This is a genomic window from Thalassotalea sp. G20_0 (assembly GCF_017744175.1).
GTDB lineage: Bacteria > Pseudomonadota > Gammaproteobacteria > Pseudomonadales > Endozoicomonadaceae > Endozoicomonas.
In genome coordinates, this window is record NZ_JAGHQV010000003.1 from 177,636 (window position 1) to 200,510 (window position 22,875).

The 22,875-nt window shown below is 49.3% G+C and carries 20 protein-coding genes; 10 read left to right on the top strand and 10 right to left on the bottom strand.

From position 1 onward, the window contains the following. Window positions 1-183: 183 nt before the first annotated feature. From J7438_RS02790 to J7438_RS02800, 3 genes are all read right to left on the bottom strand, one after another. Complete coding sequence (locus tag J7438_RS02790) at window positions 184-942, bottom strand: outer membrane protein (RefSeq protein WP_209275367.1); 759 nt, start codon at window positions 940-942, stop codon at window positions 184-186. 135 nt (window positions 943-1,077) lie between these two features. After that, window positions 1,078-1,539 carry a DNA polymerase III subunit chi gene (locus J7438_RS02795; RefSeq protein ID WP_209275368.1) on the bottom strand — a complete coding sequence of 154 codons (462 nt, stop codon included), beginning with the start codon at window positions 1,537-1,539 and terminating at the stop codon, window positions 1,078-1,080. Window positions 1,540-1,614: 75 nt separating this feature from the next. Then, window positions 1,615-3,096 (bottom strand): leucyl aminopeptidase, encoded by a 1,482-nt coding sequence (locus tag J7438_RS02800; protein ID WP_209275369.1) that lies wholly within the window; start codon window positions 3,094-3,096, stop codon window positions 1,615-1,617. Between the two features lie 245 nt (window positions 3,097-3,341). Here J7438_RS02800 and lptF point away from each other — a divergent pair, with 245 nt between their 5' ends. Both lptF and lptG read left to right on the top strand, forming a co-directional pair. After that, window positions 3,342-4,454: an LPS export ABC transporter permease LptF gene (gene lptF / locus J7438_RS02805; RefSeq protein WP_286196343.1), complete on the top strand. Its 1,113-nt coding sequence runs from the start codon at window positions 3,342-3,344 to the stop codon at window positions 4,452-4,454. Continuing rightward, entirely contained in the window at window positions 4,447-5,505 is a 1,059-nt protein-coding gene (lptG, locus tag J7438_RS02810; RefSeq protein ID WP_209275371.1) for an LPS export ABC transporter permease LptG, read from the top strand. Before lptF ends, lptG begins: the two co-directional genes overlap by 8 nt. 142 nt (window positions 5,506-5,647) lie before the next feature. On the opposite strand, the gene J7438_RS02815 is transcribed toward lptG, so the two are convergent. Continuing rightward, complete coding sequence (locus J7438_RS02815) at window positions 5,648-5,830, bottom strand: hypothetical protein (protein WP_209202414.1); 183 nt, start codon at window positions 5,828-5,830, stop codon at window positions 5,648-5,650. 252 nt (window positions 5,831-6,082) lie between these two features. Next, window positions 6,083-6,559: an RDD family protein gene (locus tag J7438_RS02820; protein ID WP_209202412.1), complete on the bottom strand. Its 477-nt coding sequence runs from the start codon at window positions 6,557-6,559 to the stop codon at window positions 6,083-6,085. A gap of 352 nt (window positions 6,560-6,911) precedes the next feature. Here J7438_RS02820 and J7438_RS02825 point away from each other — a divergent pair, with 352 nt between their 5' ends. From J7438_RS02825 to J7438_RS02835, 3 genes are all read left to right on the top strand, one after another. Beyond that, window positions 6,912-8,468 carry a hypothetical protein gene (locus J7438_RS02825; RefSeq protein WP_209275372.1) on the top strand — a complete coding sequence of 519 codons (1,557 nt, stop codon included), beginning with the start codon at window positions 6,912-6,914 and terminating at the stop codon, window positions 8,466-8,468. Window positions 8,469-8,760: 292 nt separating this feature from the next. Further along, complete coding sequence (locus J7438_RS02830) at window positions 8,761-10,059, top strand: anaerobic C4-dicarboxylate transporter (protein ID WP_209275373.1); 1,299 nt, start codon at window positions 8,761-8,763, stop codon at window positions 10,057-10,059. Between the two features lie 48 nt (window positions 10,060-10,107). After that, a complete protein-coding gene (locus J7438_RS02835; RefSeq protein ID WP_209275374.1) occupies window positions 10,108-10,647 on the top strand; it encodes a hydrolase in 540 nt (179 codons plus the stop codon). Between the two features lie 41 nt (window positions 10,648-10,688). On the opposite strand, the gene J7438_RS02840 is transcribed toward J7438_RS02835, so the two are convergent. The 5 genes from J7438_RS02840 to J7438_RS02860 all read right to left on the bottom strand — a co-directional run bounded on the left by J7438_RS02840 (window position 10,689) and on the right by J7438_RS02860 (window position 17,789). Next, the gene (locus tag J7438_RS02840; protein ID WP_209275375.1) at window positions 10,689-12,059 is read right to left on the bottom strand and encodes a YjiH family protein; all 1,371 of its coding nucleotides are present in this window, start codon (window positions 12,057-12,059) and stop codon (window positions 10,689-10,691) included. A 225-nt stretch (window positions 12,060-12,284) separates the two neighbouring features. Beyond that, on the bottom strand, window positions 12,285-12,440 hold the full coding sequence (locus J7438_RS02845; RefSeq protein WP_209202402.1) for a hypothetical protein: 156 nt from the start codon (window positions 12,438-12,440) through the stop codon (window positions 12,285-12,287). A 43-nt stretch (window positions 12,441-12,483) separates the two neighbouring features. Further along, window positions 12,484-15,528, bottom strand: coding sequence for an ankyrin repeat domain-containing protein (locus J7438_RS02850; protein ID WP_209275376.1), 3,045 nt, complete (start codon window positions 15,526-15,528; stop codon window positions 12,484-12,486). A gap of 207 nt (window positions 15,529-15,735) precedes the next feature. Beyond that, window positions 15,736-16,866, bottom strand: coding sequence for a glycine cleavage system aminomethyltransferase GcvT (gene gcvT / locus J7438_RS02855; RefSeq protein ID WP_209202398.1), 1,131 nt, complete (start codon window positions 16,864-16,866; stop codon window positions 15,736-15,738). A 434-nt stretch (window positions 16,867-17,300) separates the two neighbouring features. Next, complete coding sequence (locus J7438_RS02860) at window positions 17,301-17,789, bottom strand: MarR family winged helix-turn-helix transcriptional regulator (protein WP_209202396.1); 489 nt, start codon at window positions 17,787-17,789, stop codon at window positions 17,301-17,303. A 204-nt stretch (window positions 17,790-17,993) separates the two neighbouring features. Between J7438_RS02860 and ectA the strand changes: the two genes are divergently transcribed. The 5 genes from ectA (at window position 17,994) to J7438_RS02885 (ending at window position 22,797) form a co-directional block, all read left to right on the top strand. Further along, a complete protein-coding gene (gene ectA, locus J7438_RS02865) occupies window positions 17,994-18,533 on the top strand; it encodes a diaminobutyrate acetyltransferase (protein ID WP_209275377.1) in 540 nt (179 codons plus the stop codon). After that, a complete protein-coding gene (ectB, locus tag J7438_RS02870; RefSeq protein WP_209275378.1) occupies window positions 18,534-19,844 on the top strand; it encodes a diaminobutyrate--2-oxoglutarate transaminase in 1,311 nt (436 codons plus the stop codon). A 10-nt stretch (window positions 19,845-19,854) separates the two neighbouring features. Next, window positions 19,855-20,250: an ectoine synthase gene (locus tag J7438_RS02875; RefSeq protein WP_209275379.1), complete on the top strand. Its 396-nt coding sequence runs from the start codon at window positions 19,855-19,857 to the stop codon at window positions 20,248-20,250. 191 nt (window positions 20,251-20,441) lie between these two features. Continuing rightward, entirely contained in the window at window positions 20,442-20,615 is a 174-nt protein-coding gene (locus J7438_RS02880) for a hypothetical protein (protein WP_209275380.1), read from the top strand. A 511-nt stretch (window positions 20,616-21,126) separates the two neighbouring features. Next, the gene (locus tag J7438_RS02885; RefSeq protein WP_209275381.1) at window positions 21,127-22,797 is read left to right on the top strand and encodes a BCCT family transporter; all 1,671 of its coding nucleotides are present in this window, start codon (window positions 21,127-21,129) and stop codon (window positions 22,795-22,797) included. The last annotated feature ends 78 nt before the right edge of the window (window positions 22,798-22,875 follow it).

Consider the following 22,875-nt stretch of genomic DNA (forward strand, 5'->3'; position numbering starts at 1 on the left):
GCGCGCTATATTAGCGGAATCCTCTTAAATTGCACTACGGGGATGACCGAAATTCAGCATGCCACGATGATTATAGACGGGAGTTTGGCTTTGATTGGCCTGGCTTGTCTTATGAAGTTGTTCTGGAGGGAGTACTGCACAGGAGTTTACTGCGGCCTGTGCAGAAATATAACCGGGGGGCGGTTAGAAGTGGTAACGCAAGCCCATCAACAATGTGGTGGATTCCAGCTTACCCTTGAGTGACTCATCACCCGTCGCTGGCAGGTTTTTCAGCTCCCAGTCTCCCAGGTTGCGATGTTCAACACCAAGATCCAGGGTAAGGTGTTTGCTGAATATATAGGAAACGCCTGCACCCACTGTCCAGGCCATTTCATTACTGGCGTGGTCATCCCACTTTTCATTCCAGTTGGCGTTGGCTGAAAAGGTCTGTACACCGGATGCCTTGTTTTTCGCATATCCTGCACCCGCCATAACGTAGGGCACCAGGTGCTTATTCATGGGGAAATCGTAATAAGCTTTCAGCATGTATACTTCAGATTCAATGCTGATGTTGTTATACGCGGTGCCAAGAAGTGTTACATCGAATGGGCCAGAGTTTGCCTGCCAACCGAGAGATACGTCTATCTGATAATCAGACGCTTTCTGAAAAGACCCTTCAAGCTCCAGACGGAAATTGGGGTTAAATACCAGTCCGGTACCGAATGCTCCAACAGCAACGCTGTGATCGTTATTCAGATTGGCTATCCCCATGCTGCCTTGGGTTGCATCAGGGTTAGTAGAGGGTGCACTACCAACTGCAATGAATGGATTGACAGCCTCAGTATCCTTTATCGCCGTATAAGCCGCCCCGCCACGGGCAAAAGCATAAATATCCATAGCCTGGCTGGTGGCCGGTATAGCCAGCGCCAGGCTGACCAGCATTGCGTTCAATGTTTTCATCATTATTTTACCGTTCAATGGTTAGAGAATTTTTATTTGTTTGAAAGCGATGTGTGTCTGCTTTCTTATAAAAAGGATAGACAAACTATGGGTGAACGGTATCGGCTGGCAATATCAGCGGGCAATGGATGACAGGACCTACATATTGTGTACTTCTGGCTCTATACCCGCCTGACGATATGCCCGGAACTTCGCCCGGGAAACCGCTTTCTGGTCCGGGTTCTGAACCACTACTTCACAGACACGGGCAAAGTCCCTGAAGAATGAAGGAATCTCAGGGCTGAGATTAATCAGCAACCGCTTTGACGCCACGGCAGGGTGGTCAAACCCCAGGGTGATGGGAGACTCTCTGGCCAGGAGTACACTTTCCGGAGTATTGCCCTGGATGGGTGAAATAATCCCATGGGGAAGAAAGCTATCCTCCCGCCATGACCAGAGCAGTTGATCCAAGGACTGGCAGCTGCTTTCATCCGCCGTATGGATATGCATGGGCAGGCCTCCACGCCATGCTTTGTCGATAAGGCGGCAGGCAAACTGCTGTTCGTTTTGCCCGTTATTGTCAAGATTGCTGGCTAGAAGGTAGAAAGTCACTCTGGTCATGGGGAAATCATAAACTAATCTGAGCAAACAAACAGGCCCTGATCGATCAGGGCCTGTCATCAGTACTGGTAACAATCAGATTTTATTCAGCAGGTATTGTACCAGCATGGGGACTGGACGACCGGTAGCCCCTTTTTCCTTACCGGATTTCCAGGCGGTCCCGGCGATATCCAGATGTGCCCAGGGATATGCTTCGGCAAATTTTGCCAGGAAACAGGCCGCGGTAATGGTACCCGCAGCAGGACCACCGATATTGGCCATATCGGCAAAGTTGCTGTCCAGCTGGCGGGTATATTCTTCACCCATCGGCAGCTGCCATGCCCGGTCCATGGCTTCTTTGGAAGCACTGAGCAACTCTTCAGCCAGCGGCTCGTTATTACTGAGCAGGCCGGAGGTATGATGGCCCAGGGCGACGATGCAGGCACCCGTCAGTGTGGCAATATCGATCACCGCTTCCGGCTTATAACGTTCTGCGTAGGTGAGGGCATCACAAAGCACCAGACGGCCTTCGGCATCGGTATTGAGAATTTCAATGGTCTTGCCGGACATGGACGTTACGATATCCCCCGGGCGGGTGGCCTTACCGCTGGGCATGTTTTCTGCCGCAGCCACCATGCCAATAACATTAATGGGCAGGTCCAGCTCAAGAATGGCATTCATCACGCCGAATACGCTGGCGGCACCGCACATATCAAACTTCATTTCATCCATGGAGGCACCGGGTTTCAGGGAGATACCACCGGTATCAAAGGTGATCCCTTTACCCAGCAGAACGAGAGGTTTGGCACCGCGTTTGCCATTTTTGAACTCCATGCAGATCAGCCGGGCTTCCTGTTCGGAACCGGCACTGACGGAGAGCAGGGAACTCATGCCAAGGTCAGACATCTGTTTTTCATTCAGCACCTTGGTAGTCAGTTTGGCATGCTTTTTCGCCAATGCTTTGGCTTCATCGGCAAGGTAGCTTGGATGGCAGATATTGCCTGGCAGGTTGCCCAGGGTTCGGGCCACATTCCGGCCATTACCAATGGCCTGCCCCTGGGCCAGACCGGCTTTCACTTCTTCAGCATTTTTACGGTCTGCCAGCAGAGTCAGCTTCTTCAGAACCGGGCCTTTGCCAGTGTCGTTTTTAAACTGGCTGAACTGATAAAACGCATATTCAACCGCTTCAACCAACTGACGGGTAATCCAGTGCAGTGATTTGCCCTCGACGTTGATATCTTCGATGACAATGGTCGCTTCCCTGGCATTCAGCGACTTCAATTGGCTGGTCAGGTTGCCCGTCAGTTTGTTAAACCGGGCTTCTGTTAATGGCTTATCATTTTCACCCATGGCCAGCAGTAGCAGACGCTCAACCGTCGCATGCCGACTGTGCAGAAGCATCAGTGAGTGGCCGGGCTTGAAATCCAGGTCGCCACGTTTGAGTATGTCGGCAAGATACCCCTCGGTTAACGAGTCTAAGGCTGTCGCAGAGGGCGGAAGCGTTTTCTTGTGGACGCCCAAAATAAGGCAGGCAGTTTTCTGTTTTTCTGCAGCACCACTCTTAACAACAAATTCCATGGTCTCTCCAAGGGGACAAGTTATCCGATTTCATGGATAATAATACGGTTAAGCTAATTCAACCAGACGCTTTAGCCCGGATATGGGATATTCAGGCATTATCCGGACGGCTATCAGAACGTAGAAGTCATTGGGATAATTGTATGTTTATTCTACGATTCTGTCAGACAGACCGGGATTGTACCGGTTTTTTACGGCGACTGACGTATAAATGTTCGTTTTGATTTGATGAATTTCACCAAGGCATGCCTTTAATCATATTTCGTTACCTGTCCAGACAGATGCTGCAGGTTATGTTAGCAGTAACGTCTGTCGTATTGCTCATTATCATGAGTGGACGCTTTGTGAACTATCTGGCACAGGCGGCAACCGGGACGCTGAAAGCGGACTTCCTCTTTGCCATCATGGGTTACCGGATCCCGGAGTTTCTGGTCATGATACTGCCCCTGGGGCTTTTCCTGGGCATTATTCTCGCCTATGGCAGGCTGTATGTTGATAACGAAATGACGGTGCTCAGCGCCTGTGGTCTCAGCCATCATCAACTTTTAGGCATAACCATAGTGCCTGCGGCCGGGGTTATGCTGGTGGTTGCGTTGTTAAGCCTGGTGGTTGCTCCCCGGGGAATACAGGAAGTTGAAAGTATTTTTGTCGAGCAGGACGCTCTGACCGAGTTTGATACCCTGGTTTCCGGACGTTTCCAGAAGTTTGGCTGGCAGCGCGTGACCTACGCAGAGACGTTAACCGATGATCGCCAGCAGATGAACAGGGTTTTTATCGCCAACCGTAACGGGAATAGCAAAAACATAGGTTCAATGACCTTGCTGCTGGCGCAAAAGGCAAGCCTTGAAGTTAATGCAGCAGAGGGTGGTCAGCGTTATCTGATATTGGATGATGGCTACCGTTATGACCTGACGCCCGGCGCATTGCCTCTGCGGGAAATTGCCTTTGAACATTACGGCCTTCGTATGGAAGAGCGCCGCTCCGGAAAAGAGATCAGCAAGGAGCAGGCTCTGCCAACGGCGACACTTTTGGCGTCCGACACCCCGGGCCATCGTGCTGAGCTGCAATGGCGGATCTCTTTGCCACTGTTAATACCCATCGTGGTGCTGATGGCATTGCCCCTGGCCCGGGTTAATCCCAGAAAGGGGCGTTATGTGAAGCTGTTGCCCGGAATATTGCTGTATCTGCTGTATCTGGCTTTGTTAATGAGTGGCCGTGGCGCGATTGAGGATGGGCGACTGTCGCCGGATATTGGCCTGTGGCCGATTCATATTCTTTTCTTGCTGATTGCTTTGCTGTTGTACCTTGTTGAGCCGGGTAAACTCTGGCTGGCGCGCCGGAGGGCTGGAAATGCGTAAGCTGGATCGTTACATTTCCAGAAATGTTCTGGGGGCAACGGTGATTGTCCTGCTGATTCTGGTATTTCTGGAAGCGTTGTTTGCTTTTTTGGGGCAGCTGGATGATGTCAGGGGCAACTATCAGTCGCTGGACGCTTTAATTTATACCCTGTTGATGATACCCAAAAAACTGTACGAGCTGATTCCCGTTTCGGCACTGGTCGGCTGCCTTATGGGGCTGGGCTCCATGGCGTCCAGCAGTGAACTGGTGGTTATGAGGGCCGCTGGTATTTCACTGTGGCGTATTCTGGGGGCAGTCATGAAGCCCACCCTGGTCATGATTATTACCGGATTGATGCTTGGCGAATATCTTGCCCCCATGGCTGAGCAGGTTGGCGAAACCAGAAAGGCGATAGCCCGCTCTGCTGATGGCACATACACAGGAGAAGGCTTCTGGCATCGTGAAGGCCGTGAATTTATCTACTTCAATGCGGTCGAGCCAAACGGCGTGCTTTACGGCGTGAGTCGTTATGTTTTTGATGATGAGATGAAGCTTCAGGAAAGCGCTTTTGCCAAAAGGGGAATCTATCAGGGTGATCATTGGCTGCTGGAGAATGTCACCACCATACGCCGTAAGGATGAGCAGTTTATTTCTGAGCAGAGTCTGGTTGAACCCTGGGATACCAGTCTGACAACAACGCTGTTGAAAGTGGTGGTGGTCAAGCCTGAAGCATTGCCCATATCCGGCCTGCTTACTTATACGAAGTACCTGACAGCACAGGGGCTGGATGCCGGAGAGTATGATCTGGCACTGTGGACAAAGCTGCTTCAACCGTTATCCATACTCTCCCTGGTTATTGTGGGCATCTCTTTTGTTTTTGGTCCTTTGCGTTCGGTCAGTATGGGGTTGCGGATCTTCTCCGGGGTGATCACCGGCATTGTCTTTATGATCGTTCAGAACCTGATGGGACCATCCAGCCTGGTATTCGGGTTTCCACCGGTATTATCGGTAATGATTCCAATCATCATCTGCCTGCTGGCGGGTGCGGTGATGTTAAGGCGAGCTGCCTAAAGGGTTAAAGGGCGTAGGCTCCATGTCCTGAATAAAAGACTGTGCCAATCACCCTTCGACTCCGCTCAGGATAAACGGAGATTGTGCGCATCCTTTAGGCTCCGGTATGCATTCCCACGCAGAGCGTGGGAATGAGGGGGGATTATCGCTGGAAATGGTGCCCGGGAGTTCTTCTTACAGGCTTTTGTGGGATTCGTGTGACCGGGCAGTAGAGCCTGCACTCTTCCAGTTGATGTGAGTGGTGGAAAGCTTCCGGATTTTCTGATAAACGACGAAAGACTTCCGCCAGTTGAGATACAACCTGTTCAAATAGCCGGGTGTTCATACTGGAGTCTCCCTTTTTTAATGCCTGCTGAAAGCCTGTCTGCTATGAATAGCCATCGATGGTCTTGTTGGTACACCGTCGTTGGTGAATGACGATGGTTTCATTCTAATGCTGGATAGGTAAAAATACCAATAAATGTTTCGGTATGTGTGTATCAGGCGGCAGTGAGCAGTCGCCTGTGGATGTTAATGCTGACAGTGTAACCAGTGCCGCTTATTTATGAAGCAGCACTAAGATGTTAGAAGACTGTTGTCAGGTTTTCTTTACCGGTTTTTCCAGAAGAATGACTCTGGATGACGATGCCAGATCCTGCCAGCTTCGCCGCTGATGATCGATCAGTGCCCAGAGAAGCCCGATACCCGCAAGCGACAGTGCAGGAATGGCAATCAGAAAACGGATCACGCTTTGCCATGGGCTGATCAAATGATTGTTGCTGCTGACCACTTTTATTCTCCAGGCCTGCATACCGAGGGTTTGTCCTGACCGGGTCCAGAAAAAGCCAAAGAAGCCGTAAATGATGACCAGCAGGGCGGCGTAGAAAAAGGGGCCTCCAAGCTGGTAGCCTTCTTCAGTCATGGTTTTCAGTTGCTCATTACCGAAAATCTGTATCTGGATGAACAGATTAATAAAACCGGCCATAAACAACAGAGCCAGGATTAACAGAGAATCGTACAACATGGCCGCAGCTCTTCTCCACACTGGAGCCGGGGTAAGATTAGTGGCTTCCATCGACCTCTTGCCTTGTTATTAAACGTGTCGGGACATTCTATCAGCAAATTTTTTTCACGCACATAACAACTGCTGTCGTCCGCTCAATGTTTGTACCCGGCACAGGTATCTCGATATTTTTCTGCCTTTGGGCTTTTTAATGGAACAAATTTACGTGTTAGTTGTCCCATAAGAGCTGAGGGTTTTTGTGAATCGGATTATTACGATTTGATTACATTATTTATCTTTTTTTAAGGGATGAACATGTCTTTCATTGTTGAATGGTGACATGCCTGAGACAATAAAATGCTTTCCGGGGAGTATGATGAGGCAGAATCGAGTTGTTCATGATTTCTCATTTTTAATTGTTCTTATGTTCAGTTTACTGGCCATTAATACCACTGCCAACGTAGATGAGCATACTGAAAATGTCTCAGAATCATCAATGTATCTGGATGATGAAGACGATTTAATTGAGGAAGATCTGAATGATGAAGATGATTTAATTGAGGAAGATCTGGATGATGAAGATGATTCAATTGAGGAAGATCTGGATGATGAAGACGATTTAATTGAGGAAGATCTGGATGATGATGCTGAAGAAAATGAAGCCAGCAACGAACCCGATAAAGAAAATGCAGACAGTGAATATTACCAGGATCTGATTCGAGCCAGAAATAAGAATGCAACCTCTCTATTTATGTCGATCATTGATAATAGTAACTACCTGTTTAATGACCTGATGATGGACCTCCTGATCCGTCCTTTTATCAACTTTGCTTCGGAGTATCAGGATGTTTTCAATCATCACGTGTTAGATCCGGTGCGCCGTGGTAAACACTATATGAGGTATATGGACAGTGTCATGCTCGGTACCTTTGATAATATTTTGAATGAAGATACCGGGACAACAAACTGGCCTTATGCTATTGCAGGCGCGCCTTATGGCTGGATTGTAAAGAATGTTGTTGCTGATTTTAAGCTGGGCTCTGAGGTACGCAGTCCGGGCATTACCGACAATAAATATCATAATCATCCCGTTCTGGTGGAACGTCTCGGGGCAGAGACGGCGGAAGTGGGAACCAAAATGTCAGAGGAACACAAAAATGAACTGGTCGTTATTGATGTTGTAAAACCTTTTATGCCGAGGCTGGAGATATGGGATGAAGAAAATTCACTGTTTTCGTCCCTGTACAATTTCTATTATGCAACAAAGGAGCTGGTAACTGACGTTTATCATGTTGTCGAATTTGAAGAGACGGATTTTTTCAAACGAACAGGTCGGTATGAGGAGTCTGACCGAACGTTTCTGCATCACTGGAATAAAACCATATCAAAGCGAAGTGCATTCAGAAGTGGTCAGATTATCAGGGTGGACAGGAAAGGGTATTTTTCCATGGGGCCTGTTCCCGTCGCCTGGAATTATTGTGAAGTGATGTTACACGAAGGTGGCAGCAAAGATATTGAGGTTGTTGAAGAGGAAGATGAAACCGAAATTTATTATCAGCATCCTGACACGTATGTATGGGGCGCGCGGGGTGACAGAATGACTCCCAGGGAGAGAACCAGAACGGTTCGTAAAAAGGTGGTCAAACAGGTTCCGAATGTTACCACATTCCGGGTTTACACCGAAAACCTATGCCTTGCAGCGGAGGCATCCATTCGCTCTAAAAGTGAGGTCATTACCTTCACCACGCGCAGGTTGTTTTCCTGGTTAGTGCCCGGGCTGGCATTTATTGGTGCCCCTTCCGTTTCTTACCTGCTGATGGGGCAGTTTGGTATTAATAATTACTTTCCGCTCACAGCCGGCCTGATGGCCACTGTTTTTCTGACGTCCTGGGTGGTTCCCTCAATGTGGGAGTCTGAAATTGAAGATACTATGCACAGTATCAAGTTCCCTCCCCCGGACCAGGAGGCTGACCGAGAATAGACTGCCCTACGCGGCAACTGCTCCTGCGTTGCTCTAGCTCCTGCATCCATGCAGTCGTGCGGTGGCAGTAAATTGGTCTAAAAAGTCAGAAATTTTCTGCCATCCTCGCTACGGGGTCGCCTGGACGGGCGCTATTCTCGGTCAGCCTCCTGGCTGTAATGCCTCTCCTGATAGTAGTCACGGGTCTGACTCTGAGCACCACCTGACCGGTGCTGAAACGTCTTTTGCCGTTTTCAGGCTATCTTAAATTATCTATCCATTGACTTAAGATTAATTTCTCAGGGGATTTGGCATGACCTGGTTACAGCTGATCATTGTTCTGGCATTTATTTTCCTGGGAGCCCGGTTGGGCAGCATTGGTATTGGTTTTGCCGGTGCTGTCGGGGTTGTGGTGCTTACCCTGGGGCTTGGGATGAATCCTGGCACCATTCCGGTGGATGTGATCCTTATCATCATGTCTGTCATTGGTGCTGTGGCAGCCATGCAGGTCGCTGGCGGGCTTGATTATCTGGTATATATTGCGGACAGATTGCTCAGAAAGCGGCCGCAGTATGTGACGTTCCTGGCTCCGGCTATTACTTACTTTATGACATTGCTGGCTGGCACTGGCCATACGGCTTATTCAACATTGCCGGTTATTGCCGCCGTTGCCCGTGAGAATGGTATTCGCCCATCCCGACCACTGAGTATTTCGGTGATTGCCTCTCAGGTCGCCATTACCGCCTCTCCGGTCTCCGCCGCTGTGGTGGTATTCAGCGGTATGTTGCAGCCCTTTGGTGTTGATTATCTGGATCTGCTCCTGATTTGCATTCCTACCACATTTGTTGCCGTGATGTTGACGTCGCTGGTGTGTAATTACCTTGGCTGTGAACTGCACAAAGATGAAGTGTATCTGCACAAGCTCTCTGAAGGCCTGATTCAACCTGCTGAGGTTGTGGATAATCGAATAAAGCCCGGAGCAAGGATGTCCGTGCTGATTTTTGGCCTGAGTATCCTGGCGGTGGTGGTATATGCGACGCTGGTCAGCGATAAGGTGGGTGTTATTGAAAATCCCGTTTTGCCCAGAGACAGTGCCATTTTTGCCTTTATGCTCAGTGCAGCGTGCCTGATTACCCTGGTTACCCATATAGATACCAATCACATTCTGAATGCCCAGACTTTCAAGTCCGGTATGAGTGCATGTATCTGTGTTCTGGGCGTTGCCTGGCTGGGAAATACATTTGTTGGAGCCCATCTTGAGAATGTTCAGGAGACCGCCGGGGATATTCTTGATCACTATCCCTGGCTGCTTGCCCTGGCACTGTTTCTGGCGTCCATGTTACTGTATTCCCAGGCCGCAACGACCCGGGCTCTGATGCCAGCAGCCCTGATGATTGTTGACCCGGTGACCGCTATCGCATCATTTGCTGCCGTCAGTGCCCTGTTTGTTTTGCCAACCTACCCTACTTTGCTTGCAGCGGTCGAGATGGATGAGACAGGTTCTACCCGCATCGGCAAGATGGTGTTTAATCATCCTTTCTTTGTGCCCGGAGTGATCTGTATCCTGCTTTGTGTGATTTTTGGTTTTCTGCTGGCTCCGGTTATTATCTAGAAGGGATTTCGAATAATAATATTGATCCAAGGGGCAGGGGGAGCAGGTATGTTAAATCTTGATACTACGGTGCTGGTGGTTGTGGATGTTCAGGGCAAGCTGGCGACCATGATGCATGAACATGAGTCACTCTTTGAGAATATTGTGACCATGGTTAAAGGGGCCAGATTGCTTAATATTCCGATTCTCTGGCTGGAGCAGGTTCCGGAAAAGCTGGGAGCCACAGTTCCTGAACTGGCTGATGAGTTATCGGACTTCAGCCCGGTGAGAAAAACATCCTTCAGTGCCTGTGGCGAGCCTGCTTTTATGTCAGCACTTGAACAGACCGGTGGCAGACAGGTGTTGTTGACCGGCATAGAGACCCATATCTGCGTCTATCAGACGGCGATGGATCTTCTTGCCGGAGGCTATGAGGTCGAAGTGCTGGTTGATGGGGTTTCATCAAGAAAATTACTGAGTAAAGAGGTAGCTCTGGATAAAATGTCAGCCCAGGGGGCTGATCTGACAACTGTTGAAATGGCGCTGTTTGAATTGATGAAATCTGCCGACGCACCACAGTTTCGTGATGTCGCCAGGCTGATTAAATGATCCGACAGGCTCCTCAGCAGTCTGAGGCCCACTTTTCGGTGTCAGAAGATAAGGTGGGCAATCGCGGCAATAACGGGCAGTGTGACCAGCGTTCTTAGAATAAAAATAATAAATAGCTCAAACAAGGTTACCGGAATCTTGCTTCCCAGGAGCAAGGCACCCACCTCAGAGAGGTAAATCAGCTGAGTCAGGGATAATGCCGCAATTACAAACCGGGTCATGTCATTGTCAATGGATGCCGCCAGGATAGAGGGCACGAACATATCGGTGAAGCCCACCATCATGGTGGTTGAGGCCGCCTGGGCTTCAGGAATCTGCAACCACTCCAGCAAAGGCAGAAAAGGCATTCCCAGGTACTGGAAGATCGGGGTGTATTCGGCAATGATCAGTGCAATGGTACCAATGCCCATTACGACTGGCAGTACACCAAACACCATATCGATGGCGTTCTTGCCACCATCCTGAATGATCTTCATGGGATTGGTGATTTTTGCGGCTCTGTCCAGTGCCTGCTCCAGACCCCAGGCAAAAGCACTGGTACCCTGAGGAATAATTTCATCATCATCACTGCGGGTTTTGCCGCAGATGAACACGTCTTTTTTTCTGGACAGGGGAGGCAGCTTGGGGACGATAAAAGCGGCAACCAGCCCGGCAAAGCAGACGGTAAGGTAGAAGCGGGTAAACATGTGTTCCAGACCCACCTGGGCAATCACCACCAGTGAGAAGGTAATCGAAACAACAGAGAAAGTGGTGCCGATTACCGCAGCTTCACGCTGAGTATAATAGGAGGTTTCATACTGCTTACTGGTCATCAGAATACCAACGCTGCCATCCCCCAGCCATGAGGCAATACAGTCAATAGCTGAACGGCCGGGCAGGTTAAATACTGGTCGCATTATGCGTGTCATCAGGGTGCCCAGCAGCTCCAGCAGGCCAAAGTTCATTAACAGTGGCAGTAAAAGTCCGGCAAAGATAAAGACTGAAAACAGGGTCGGCATCAGGTCATTTAAAACCATGCCGCCAGTGGCTCCTGACCAGATGGCTTCCGGACCAAACTCGAAAAAGCTGGCAAGCACAAAGACCATGCCAGCAACCCTTACCAGGCACCAGAGAGGGGTAATATCAAACAGAGAGTTAAGAAATGGGCGCGTCATTATTGCTTGTGGCTGGAACAGCTTGGTAATGATGGTGATGCACCCGGTAAAGCACACAATAATGGTAATGATGGTGGTCAGCTGGTCTTTGAGCAGCGCTTTTAACCCGCCGGCCAGCAGGGCAACAGGAATGGTAAATTCATCATTAATACTGACTGGAGTGACAAATAGCAACAGACCCATCAGTGATGGGATTAAAAATGTTAACCAGTGACGAAGGCTGGTCTCTCTCTTTTTTACGGCTGTAAACTGCTTCATAACAAGCCCCGGGCTCCTCAAACTCAGCCATGCACGAAAGTATGATTCAAAAACCTCAAATTTCCTGCCCAGCGAATAAATGAGTCAGGAGTGTCGGTAATGGTCTACCTGAATCAGTGCATATCGCAGCCGGTAGGTTTGATGGCTGTTGATTGCGCTCTGTTCGGGTTTATTATGCATTATTTCTTAATAAATATTAACTTTCTACCCCGAAAAAGCCCTATTTTATTGATTTTTTATTAAATTCTCATGATTTCGGGCAGAAGCAGGTTGTTCTATATCCTGCAGGCTCTGGTATGCATTCCCACGCAGAGCGTGGGAGCGGGGGAAAAGGTTAGGCAGGCTGGTCTCTTTCTTTTTTACGGCTGTAAACTGCTTCATAACAAGCCCTGCTCAGCCATGCACAAAAATATGATTCAAAAAGTTAAATCAGCAGTCTTGCACATTCTGTGTGGCCATATCTGTGAGCGGTGTCCCGGGGTGTCCGGCCACGAGCATTTTTTATTTTGATGTCAATGCCGGGAGCTTTAAGTAACGCCTTGACGCAATCTATCTGGCCACGGTGGGCAGCGCGGTGCAGGGGCGTAATACCACGGATTGACGTCAAATTGACATCAATGTCTTCGGCGGTCAATAACGCCGTGATGCACCCTGCATGGCCGTTTATGGCAGCCCAGTGCAGGGGCGTCTCAGGTGTTTTCATATTGACGTCAATGCCTTTGGCGGTTAATAACAATATGATGCACTCTGTATGGCCGTTTATGGCAGCCCAGTGCAGGGGCGTATAGCCCTTAACTGTTGCATTGACGTTAATGCCTTTGGTGGCCAATAACACCCTGACGCAATCTGTGTGACCGGATTTGGCAGCAAAGATCAGGGGCGTCCAGCCATCGTAAGATTTCTCATTGACGTCCATGTTTTCAGCGGTCAATAACGCCGTGATGCAGTTTGCGTGGCCTTCTAAGGCAGCCCAGTGAAGGGCCGTAAGGCCTGAAGACGCTGTCACATTGACGTCGATGCCTTCAGCGGTCAATAACTCCGTGACGCAGCCTGCATGGCCGGATTGGGCAGCACGGATCAGGGGCGTATAGCCATTTTTAGACTTGGCATTGACGTCAATGCCGTTGGCGGTCAGCAATACCTTGACGCATTCTGTGTGGCCTTCTTCGGCAGCCCAATGCAGGGGGGTAAAGCCTTGAGACATTTGCACATTGACGTCAATGCCCTTGACGGTCAGTAACAGCTTGACGCACTCTGCGTTACCCATTAACACAGCACAGGCCAGGGGCGTCCAGCCACCGTCAGACTTCGCATTGACGTCAATGCCGTCGGCAGTCAATAATGCCTTGGCGCACTCTACGTGGCCTTGTTTGACAGCACAGGCCAGGGGCGTCCAGCCACCGTCAGACTTCGCATTGACGTCAATGCCGTCGGCAGTCAATAATGCCTTGATGCACTCTGCGTGGCCTTTCAGGGCAGCACAGTTGAGGGGCGTAAAGCCATTGATATTCTGCACATTGACGTCAATGCCCTTGACGGTCAGTAACGTCCTGACGAACGCTGTGTGCCCGCATTTGGCAGCGATGTGCAGGGGGCAGTAGCCAAGGGTATTTTTCTGGTTAACCTCCGGGTTGCCCAACTTCAACAGGTATTCCAATCCGGGCAAATTACCGGAAAGTGCAAAGCACGCCAGAGGGCTGTCCTCACCGTTCAAGGGCCTGGTCAATTGATCACAATGACCGGTTGACAGAAGATTGGACAGGGTTTCTGCCTGCTTCAGTTTTAATGCCTGTTTAAACAGTCGCCGACAATCATTGGGTGTCAGTAACTTTATTATATCCTCGTGTGAAAAATCAGAGATTTGCCAGCTGGCTATGCGTGATGTAATTGGTGAAATATGTATTCCCTGTTGTTGAAGTCTCAATAAGACCGGTTTCAGTAGAGGCGTATCGGTCAGCCAGTCCAGTCTGCCCGGAGCAATGGTGATTGTACCAGCGGCAAAATGATCACTTACACACTGGCATAACTTTTCTTTAAAGGTGTCATCGTTTTTAATCAGCTTGTCACAGAGTTGGTTGGAAAGTGCCCTGGTCACCATCGCTGGTGCTTTGCCAAGCTGTTCGATGGTGACGTGTTGCAGGAAAAACGAGGCAATATGCTCAGCCTTATCCGTTTGCTCCATTGCCTGGGTAAGTAGGGCATAAATGGTTGTTTGAGGCCAGGTTGAGAAGTCAATGGACGTTAAATGAGGCAATGTCAGCGTGGTGTGATTATTTGCATTTAAGGTACACGCCTGCCCAGCTGGCAAGTACTGATAATGATTAAATACCCAGAAGAAAAGCTGATTTATCGTCCCGATATGCCATGCCGAATCGACGCCTGCGGGAATAGCGGTGAACACCTGGGCCGATGACTCAGAGAAATAGCTGGCCACCCAGGCCAGTAACTTCTCCCGGTACCGGCCAAGGTAATAGTTGTTATTGCCTGTTTCTTCGATCAGGGCCCTGAGATCAAGCGACTGTTCGCCCGTAGTTTTCAGTAAATGGTTAACTGGTTTAAAGAGTGTGCTTTCAAGTGTACCAATTCTGTCTGAAGTCAGCTCAGAGGGATCAATAACGTCGGTTTCCCATGCCTGCACTCCCAGTTTTTGAAGGGTTGTGCTGATCTGGTCAGACCACTCGGACGAGAGTTTACGCAGGATGGTACAGGCATTGACTGACAAGGGGGCAGCAGCAAGAAATCGCTGGGTAAGGCCATCACTCAGATTGTTCGGTGCCAGAGTGTCAGTGAAGGGAGAGAGCCCCAGAGGCTCACAGAAAAGGTTGTGAAAGCTGTGAACCCAGTGGATTTCTGTGTTTGGTGATATATTAACCAATCCCTCCCGTTGTAGCTCAAGCAGGAAAGACTGGATAAATTGATCAAACAGCTCACTCCTGACCTTAAAGAGCTTCCCATCCAGCCCTCCCCGGGAGGCTTCCAGATTAAGAAAACTCCGGGTAAAGCGGCCATGAATACCGGGAGCACACTCCTGAATGTCGTTCAGGCACTCATGGAGTACACAGGCAATGTAATTTTGGTTGTCAACATTTGGATCGTTTTGTTGATCCTTAAGCTGCATGACTAACTGTCGAATCTGAAAGCGTGTCTCACGATAAAGAGGTAGCAGGCTGTTTTTAAGATGTTCAGGAGGTGATTTCAGCTTGTCATGAAAAATATCGATTGATGTATCGTACTGATCATTAACATAGGGGTGTACCAGTTGCTTCATAGCCTGAATATCATTCAGGAAACGGGTTTTTATCCCGGGAAAAGCAGCGTGGGTTTCCAGTTCTTCATAACAATGAACCCCGGGCAATTCAATATATTCTGGCTGATGGGCGACCGTTGGTATTTGTGACTTTCCAGAAGAAGTATCTGGTTGCCAGGGTTGGAAAAGTATTGAGTTGACTTCTGTATTTAAAGGAAGCATGAACTTGTCCACTAGTATATTTGTTTTGGACATATATGACTTTAAAGCAGTGGGAAAGTTGCTTATTAACGGCTTTCATTAATCATTAAATTTTCTAATACCAAAATGAATATTGGCGTGGGAACACGCTGTAACGAATTAACAGGAAACTGCCAGCTCTAAAGGGGGGAGCCGGCAGTTGTTATGAAATGCAGTTAAGAAAATAAATCAGCCGCGGTAATAACGCTGTTCGATAAACGGCATTTTACTGACGGTCATTGGCAGCTTTTTACCTCTGACCCGTGCATACACTTCTGTGCCCAGTGTCGCATAATCGGCGTGGATCAGAGCCATTGCAACAGGTGCTTCAATCGTTGGGCCAAAGGTGCCGGAGGTTACCCGCCCGATATGATGACCGAGATCATCAATCAGTTCTGCCCCTTCACGAACCGGGGCCCTGGTACTGCCAATAAGGCCAATGCGTTTGGTAGCAACCTGTCTGGTATCAATCTGTTGCAGAATTTTCCCGGCTCCGGGGAAGCCTCCTGCCCGCTCACCACCATGACGACGATTTTTACTGATTGCCCACATCAGGCTCGCTTCAATTGGGGTGGTATTGACATCCATATCATGGCCGTAGAGACAGAGGCCTGACTCCAGGCGGAGGGAGTCTCTGGCTCCCAAACCAATTAATTCAACCTCCGGATGGTCGAGTAGCAGCCGGGTGATGCGTTCTGCCTCGTTTTCCGGGATGGAAATTTCAAAGCCGTCTTCTCCGGTATAACCGGAACGACTGATAAAACAGGGCGTCCCATCAATGGATAGCTGGCGGGAGTCCATAAAGACCATTTCAGCTACCTCGGGAACAACCTTTGCCAAAACGGCTGCGGCCATGGGTCCCTGAAGAGCAACGAGTGCCCGGTTATCGAGAACGTCCAGCTTGATACCTTCCGGCAGTCTGGACCGGATATGCTGAATATCCTGCGCCTTGCACGCAGCATTAACCACCAGATAGAGGCAATCGTCGTAACGGGTGACCATCAGATCATCAAGGATACCCCCAGCCTCATTGGTAAGCAGGGCATAACGCTGCCTGCCAATGGCAAGGCCTGCAACATCAACCGGTACCAGGGATTCCAGGAAATAGTCAGCCCCTTCACCGGACAGTTTCAGCTGCCCCATATGGGAGACATCAAAAAGCCCGGCTTTACTGCGGGTATGGATATGCTCGTTCCTGACACCGGATGGGTACTGCACCGGCATTTCATAACCGGCAAAAGGAACCATTTTTGCTCCCCGGGCCAGATGAAGATCATATAACGGGGTTCTCTTCAGGCTTTCAGCGGACGCTTCAGACATACCTCATCTCCATTTATCGTATTCAATTATCGAGAGAGCCTCTGGTTTGAATGGTTATAAGGTTCTCAATAAGTCTCTTGTTTAAATAATTTCTGTCAAAATCATCTGTATAAATTAATGGATTATGGAAGGGGGTGAAAAATATTCTGTCAAAACCTTTAACATATTGTTTTTATTTGATTTTATGTGTTGTGGTTGTGAGATTTTGTGAAAGTATAGGGCGCATCTTCCCATATATGTTGATACCTTAGCCAGCACAATTTTATGGTTACGAAGAATCTCAGTTATTTTCATTCCTCAGTCAGGAAAATCACTCTGGTGAGGAAACTTTATTCTTAATTTCAGGCAGCCTGGTAAGTGTAAATACAGGCTGCGACGTTAACAGATTGCAATATCAATGGAGGCTTGAAGGGGTTGGTCATTTGAGGGTATTGCTACACTGGGCTGTTGTCGTCCCTGTCAATCTGACCGATATCAAGCATGGGCGCGGCATCGAGATGTTGAGCATCCAGCATAAAGGCTACCCGCTCAAGAGCAGAGATCACCATGGACTGCTCCCAGTCCTGCATATCGTTAAATCGTCGTGTAAAAAGATCCTGTTGCGGGGTGGGGGCACCTTTCAGCAGGTTGAGCCCGGCGGTGGTCAGGCTGATCCAAACCTTGCGCTTATCATCGGCTCCACGCTCCCGGGCAACCAGTGCCTTTTTTTCCAGGCGATCAAGAATACTGGTTACTGTCGCCTGGGTAATACCAATGGACTTCGCCAGCTCTCCGGTTGTGATCTGATGAGACTGTCTGAGAGTCTGCAACACCATTAACTGGGGAAGGGTGAGGTTAGTACATCGACTGATTTCCTTGTCCTGCATATCTGTTGATCTGATGATCTGACGCAAAATTACCAGCGCATCCTGACTTCTTGCCATTCGGTACAGTTCTCATTTTCTCTAACAAATGCCTTACTATTCACGGCTTCTCTCTGGATTTCAATAAAAAATACATTGCTCATCAAACTTTATGCGGTGTAAGTCATATGACTTATTTTAATCTTTTATTGATTTTTTTGGTTTTAAATGGTGTAAAATATATAGAAATACTAAATTTTAGCTTTACTAAAATATCATAAAGCGATGAATATTGTTTACCGAAAACCAGAAAAAGAAGACGGTATGTCTGTCCACAGGCTGGTCAGCCAGTGTCCACCACTGGATAAAAACTCTTTGTATTGCAATCTATTGCAATGTACGGATTTTGCCGGGACCTCGATTATTGCAGAGGCAGACAACGGAGAGGTTATCGGGTTTATCTCTGGTTACCTGTCTCCTGACAGCACCGATACGCTTTTTATCTGGCAGGTGGCCTTGCACCCACAATATCGTGGCAGAGGCATTGCCCTGCAGATGCTAAGCAGACTGTTTACCCGTTACCCACAACTTCAGTGCCTGAAAACCACCATTGCACCCGGTAACCGGGCGTCACAAAAACTATTCCAGACCTTTTTCAAAAACCATGGAATGACCGTTGAAACCATTGAGCATTTTAAAGCCGGAGTTCATCTCGACAGTGGCCATGAAGATGAAGTTCTCTATCTGGCCAGAATGGAAGTCTCAGAGTCAGCAGCGGTCCGGGCCAGCAATGAACATCACCACCCTGTAGAGGTAACCGAATAAATGAGTATTTTTGACGAACTGGAATCCGGCGTGCAGTGCTATGCACGCTCTTTTCCCCAGACATTTCACCGGGCGCAGGGCGAGTTCCTGTATGACGAAAATGGTAACAAATATCTTGATTTCCTGGCTGGAGCAGGCACGCTCAATTACGGGCACAATCATGCAGTATTCAAAGAAGCGCTGCTGGAATATATTCGGGAGGATGGCATCACCCATGGTCTGGATATGCATACAAAAGCCAAAGAGGCTTTTCTGACGACGTTCAGAGAAAAAATCCTCAAACCAAGAGATCTGGACTATGTCGTACAGTTTACCGGCCCCACCGGGACCAATGCTGTTGAAGCAGCCCTGAAACTGGCGCGGAAAGTTACCGGCAGAACCGACGTCATTGCCTTTACCAATGGATTTCACGGTGTCAGCCTTGGCGCTCTGGCTGCCACCGGCAACAGCCATCACCGCAGTGGTGCCGGGATCAGTCTGAACGGCGTCAGCCGGCTACCCTATGACGGCTACCTGAATGGCAATATTGATACCACAGAGTACCTGGATAAAGTGCTGGGAGATGCCAGCAGTGGTGTTGACCTCCCGGCAGCGGTTATTGTTGAAACCGTTCAGGGCGAAGGCGGCATTAACGCGGCAAGCTTTGAATGGCTGAAAAATCTGGAAGCGGTCTGCAAAAAATACGACATACTTCTGATTGTTGATGACATTCAGGCAGGTTGTGGCAGAACAGGTACTTTCTTCAGCTTTGAAGAAGCCGGCATAAAACCAGACATTGTTACACTGTCGAAATCCCTCAGTGGTTATGGCCTGCCATTTGCCGTTACATTGTTCCGTCCAGACCTGGATCAATGGAAACCGGGTGAACACAACGGTACATTCCGTGGCAATAACCTGGCCTTTGTTACCGCCAGGGCCGCCATCGACCACTACTGGTCAGACAATGGCTTTTCCGAAGACATCAAAAAGAAATCACTCTATATATCTAACCGTCTGAAAGACATTGCAGAAATCCATAACGCTGAAACCCTGAGCATCCGTGGACGTGGTATGTTCCAGGGGATTGACTGCAGTAACGGGGAGCTGGCGGGAAAAATCACCCGCAGCTGTTTTGAAAATGGACTGATTATTGAAACCAGTGGCCCTGAGGATCAGGTAGTCAAGCTGCTATGCCCACTGATTATCAGTGACCAGAACCTGAAAGCAGGCCTTGATATTATTGAAAATGCCTTTGCTGACGTTTGTATCCCGGATACCCAACCTCTTAATGAGAGCAATCAACTCAACAACCTGTTCCGTGTAGCCAGCTGAGAAAATAATAATGATTGTACGTACCCTTGAAGACGCAGAACAATCAGAGCGTCGTGTCGTTTCCCCTGACGGTCATTGGGAAAGCACGCGCCTGCTGTTAAAAAATGACAACATGGGCTTCTCTTTTCACATTACCACTATTTATGCCAATACCGAGACTCACATCTGGTATCAGAATCATCTGGAGTCTGTCTACTGCATCAGTGGTGAAGGTGAAGTTGAAACACTGGCTGATGGCAGGGTTCACTCCATCAAACCAGGCACCATCTATATTCTGGATAAAAACGATGAGCACTTGCTGAGAGCCCATAGCGAACTGAAACTGGCCTGTGTTTTCAACCCGGCACTGAGCGGTCAGGAAGTACACGATAAAAACGGGGTTTACCCCCTTTTGCAGGACAGTTGATTTAACCACGTTTGCAGATGCATTACTTCACGTCCCTGAAGCAGCAATTTCACGCCTTCTCGGGGGTGCAACTTTTTCTTTGTCGACCACCATATTGACAACCGGGCGGGGGGCCATTTGTGGTACCCCCCACCCCGGCCAGAATTTGTCTGCTCCGGGCAAAACATTCAACTTATCTGATCAACAGAACAATGGCGCATACAGTAGAGAAAATCGGTATGGCAATGCATCAGACCATACGACAGGTTGAAATGCAGTGTATTGTTGCTGAATCGGGCTATGAGAAGGCGATCCGGGCATTGCACCGAAACCTTGTGGAAAATGAAAATCACGGTTCCGTTATTCGACGATATATTGCTGCTTGAGGCTATATCCTGTTATTCGTGGTTCCATCTTTAACTTGCCGAAGAGAGGAGTAGGCGCTTAATGTCTACCCTAAGATCCGTGGTTAACCTCAAGAGGGTTTGATATGAAGTTAACCAAAGGCCTCTTATCTCATTTTTCCTGCCCCAACTTGCCGTCATATTTATTTCATGTTGTATCAAGCAGGCTTTATAGTAGATAATCCGAATGTAAGGATATGGTTTTACTCAGGTTTTCCTGTAATGCCGGGTGACTCTGGTTTAAGTAATAATAATTGCGACTGTGTAAGCGGTAAGGCTATGCGCTCAGTTCAGATCATAACGGGTACTGAACTGAATGCCAGTCTAAGCACGAAGTATCGTCTGTTTGGTTGATTTTTCACCCCCCTTGTTTATCCCACAAGGTGTCCGTTTTTCTGCCCATCATCAAAGGTGCTGGGCTTTGAGACAGTGCACGACCAATTGACAGCGTTCTCCAACCGTTTGCTTAAGGCCGCATCTTGAGGAATATGATGTGAGCGAAAATAACGGTGGTATTCAGCGCCCTGACGGTAAGGTCAAGGCGATTGATACAGACTATCAGATTGGCCAGGATAATATTGCCCTTAAAGTGGGGCCACTGGGTTTGGATATCCATAACCGGGTCTTTGCGATTTCAGGTCTGTCGATCGTCATGTTCGTCGTATTGACACTGGCCTTCCGGAACAGTGTTGAGCCTTTCTTTGAAGGCCTGCGTGGATGGTTGACGTCGAATATGGACTGGTTCTTTTTGTCCGCCAGCAATATTTTCGTACTGGTCTGCCTGGCGCTGATCGTGACGCCACTTGGACGGGTACGTATAGGTGGCACCGAAGCTGAGCCGGACTACAGCTATGCAGGCTGGCTGGCGATGCTGTTTGCCGCTGGTATGGGTATTGGTCTGGTGTTCTTCGGTGTGTCCGAGCCGATGTCTCACTTCAGCTCCTCCCTGGGCGGTGTCACCATTGAAGATGGCGTACGTACTGACTGGGCACCGCTCAATGGTGCAGAGGGTGATAATGCAGGTGCTCAGGCGCTGGGCATGGCTGCCACCATTTACCACTGGGCATTGCACCCCTGGTCCATCTATGCGCTGCTGGCATTGGGTTTGGCCATCTTCTCTTTTAACAAAGGTCTGCCCCTGACGATGCGTTCCATCTTCTACCCACTTTTCGGTGAGCGTATCTGGGGATGGACAGGTCATGTCATCGACATTCTGGCTGTCGTTGCCACCGTCTTCGGTCTGGCAACCTCGCTGGGGTATGGAGCCTCTCAGGCGATGACCGGTCTGAACTTCCTGTTCGATATCCCGCTGAACAACAGTACCCAGGTGATGCTGATCCTGGCGATTACCGCTCTGGCACTGATCTCTGTTGTGGCGGGTCTGGACGGTGGCGTGAAGCGTCTGTCAGAGATCAACATGGGGCTGGCCGCTTTGCTGCTGGTGTTCGTTATTGTTGTGGGCCCTACTGCCGCCATTATGGGGGGCTTCTTCGACAATATCCTGTCGTACCTGGGGTATCTGCCAGCGCTGTCGATGCCGTTTGGTCGTGAGGACGCGAACTTTTCCCAGGGCTGGACTGCCTTCTACTGGTCCTGGTGGATCTCCTGGTCACCGTTCGTGGGTATGTTTATCGCCCGTGTTTCCCGTGGCCGTACCGTGCGTGAGTTCATCACCTGCGTGATCCTGATTCCGTCAACGGTGTGTGTGCTGTGGATGACGGCGTTTGGCGGTACCGCCATGAGCCAATACGTTAACGATGGCTACCAGGCGGTCTTTAACGCGGAACTGCCGCTGAAGCTGTTCGCCATGCTGGACGTGATGCCGCTGGCTGAGATCACCTCAGTGGTGGGTATCATCCTGGTGGTGGTGTTCTTTATTACCTCAGCAGACTCCGGCTCTTTGGTCATCGACACCATCGCCGCCGGCGGTAAAGTGGACGCGCCTATGGCGCAGCGCATTTTCTGGTGTAGCTTCGCGGGCCTGGTGGCGATTGCCCTGATGTTGGGTGGTGGCCTGGCTGCGGCACAGGCCATGGCGGTCACCACCGGTTTGCCCTTTACCGTGGTCCTGCTACTGGCAACTTTCTCACTGCTGAAGGGCCTGGTCAGCGAGCCGAGAAAACCGGCCAACAAGCCCGGCGCACTGGCGTTTTCGACCAAATAAGCTCCGCGCTGAAAAAAGAAAAAAGGGGGCTATGAGCCCCTTTTTTTAGATGTTTACCATTCCCGTTCCCTAAGCCCA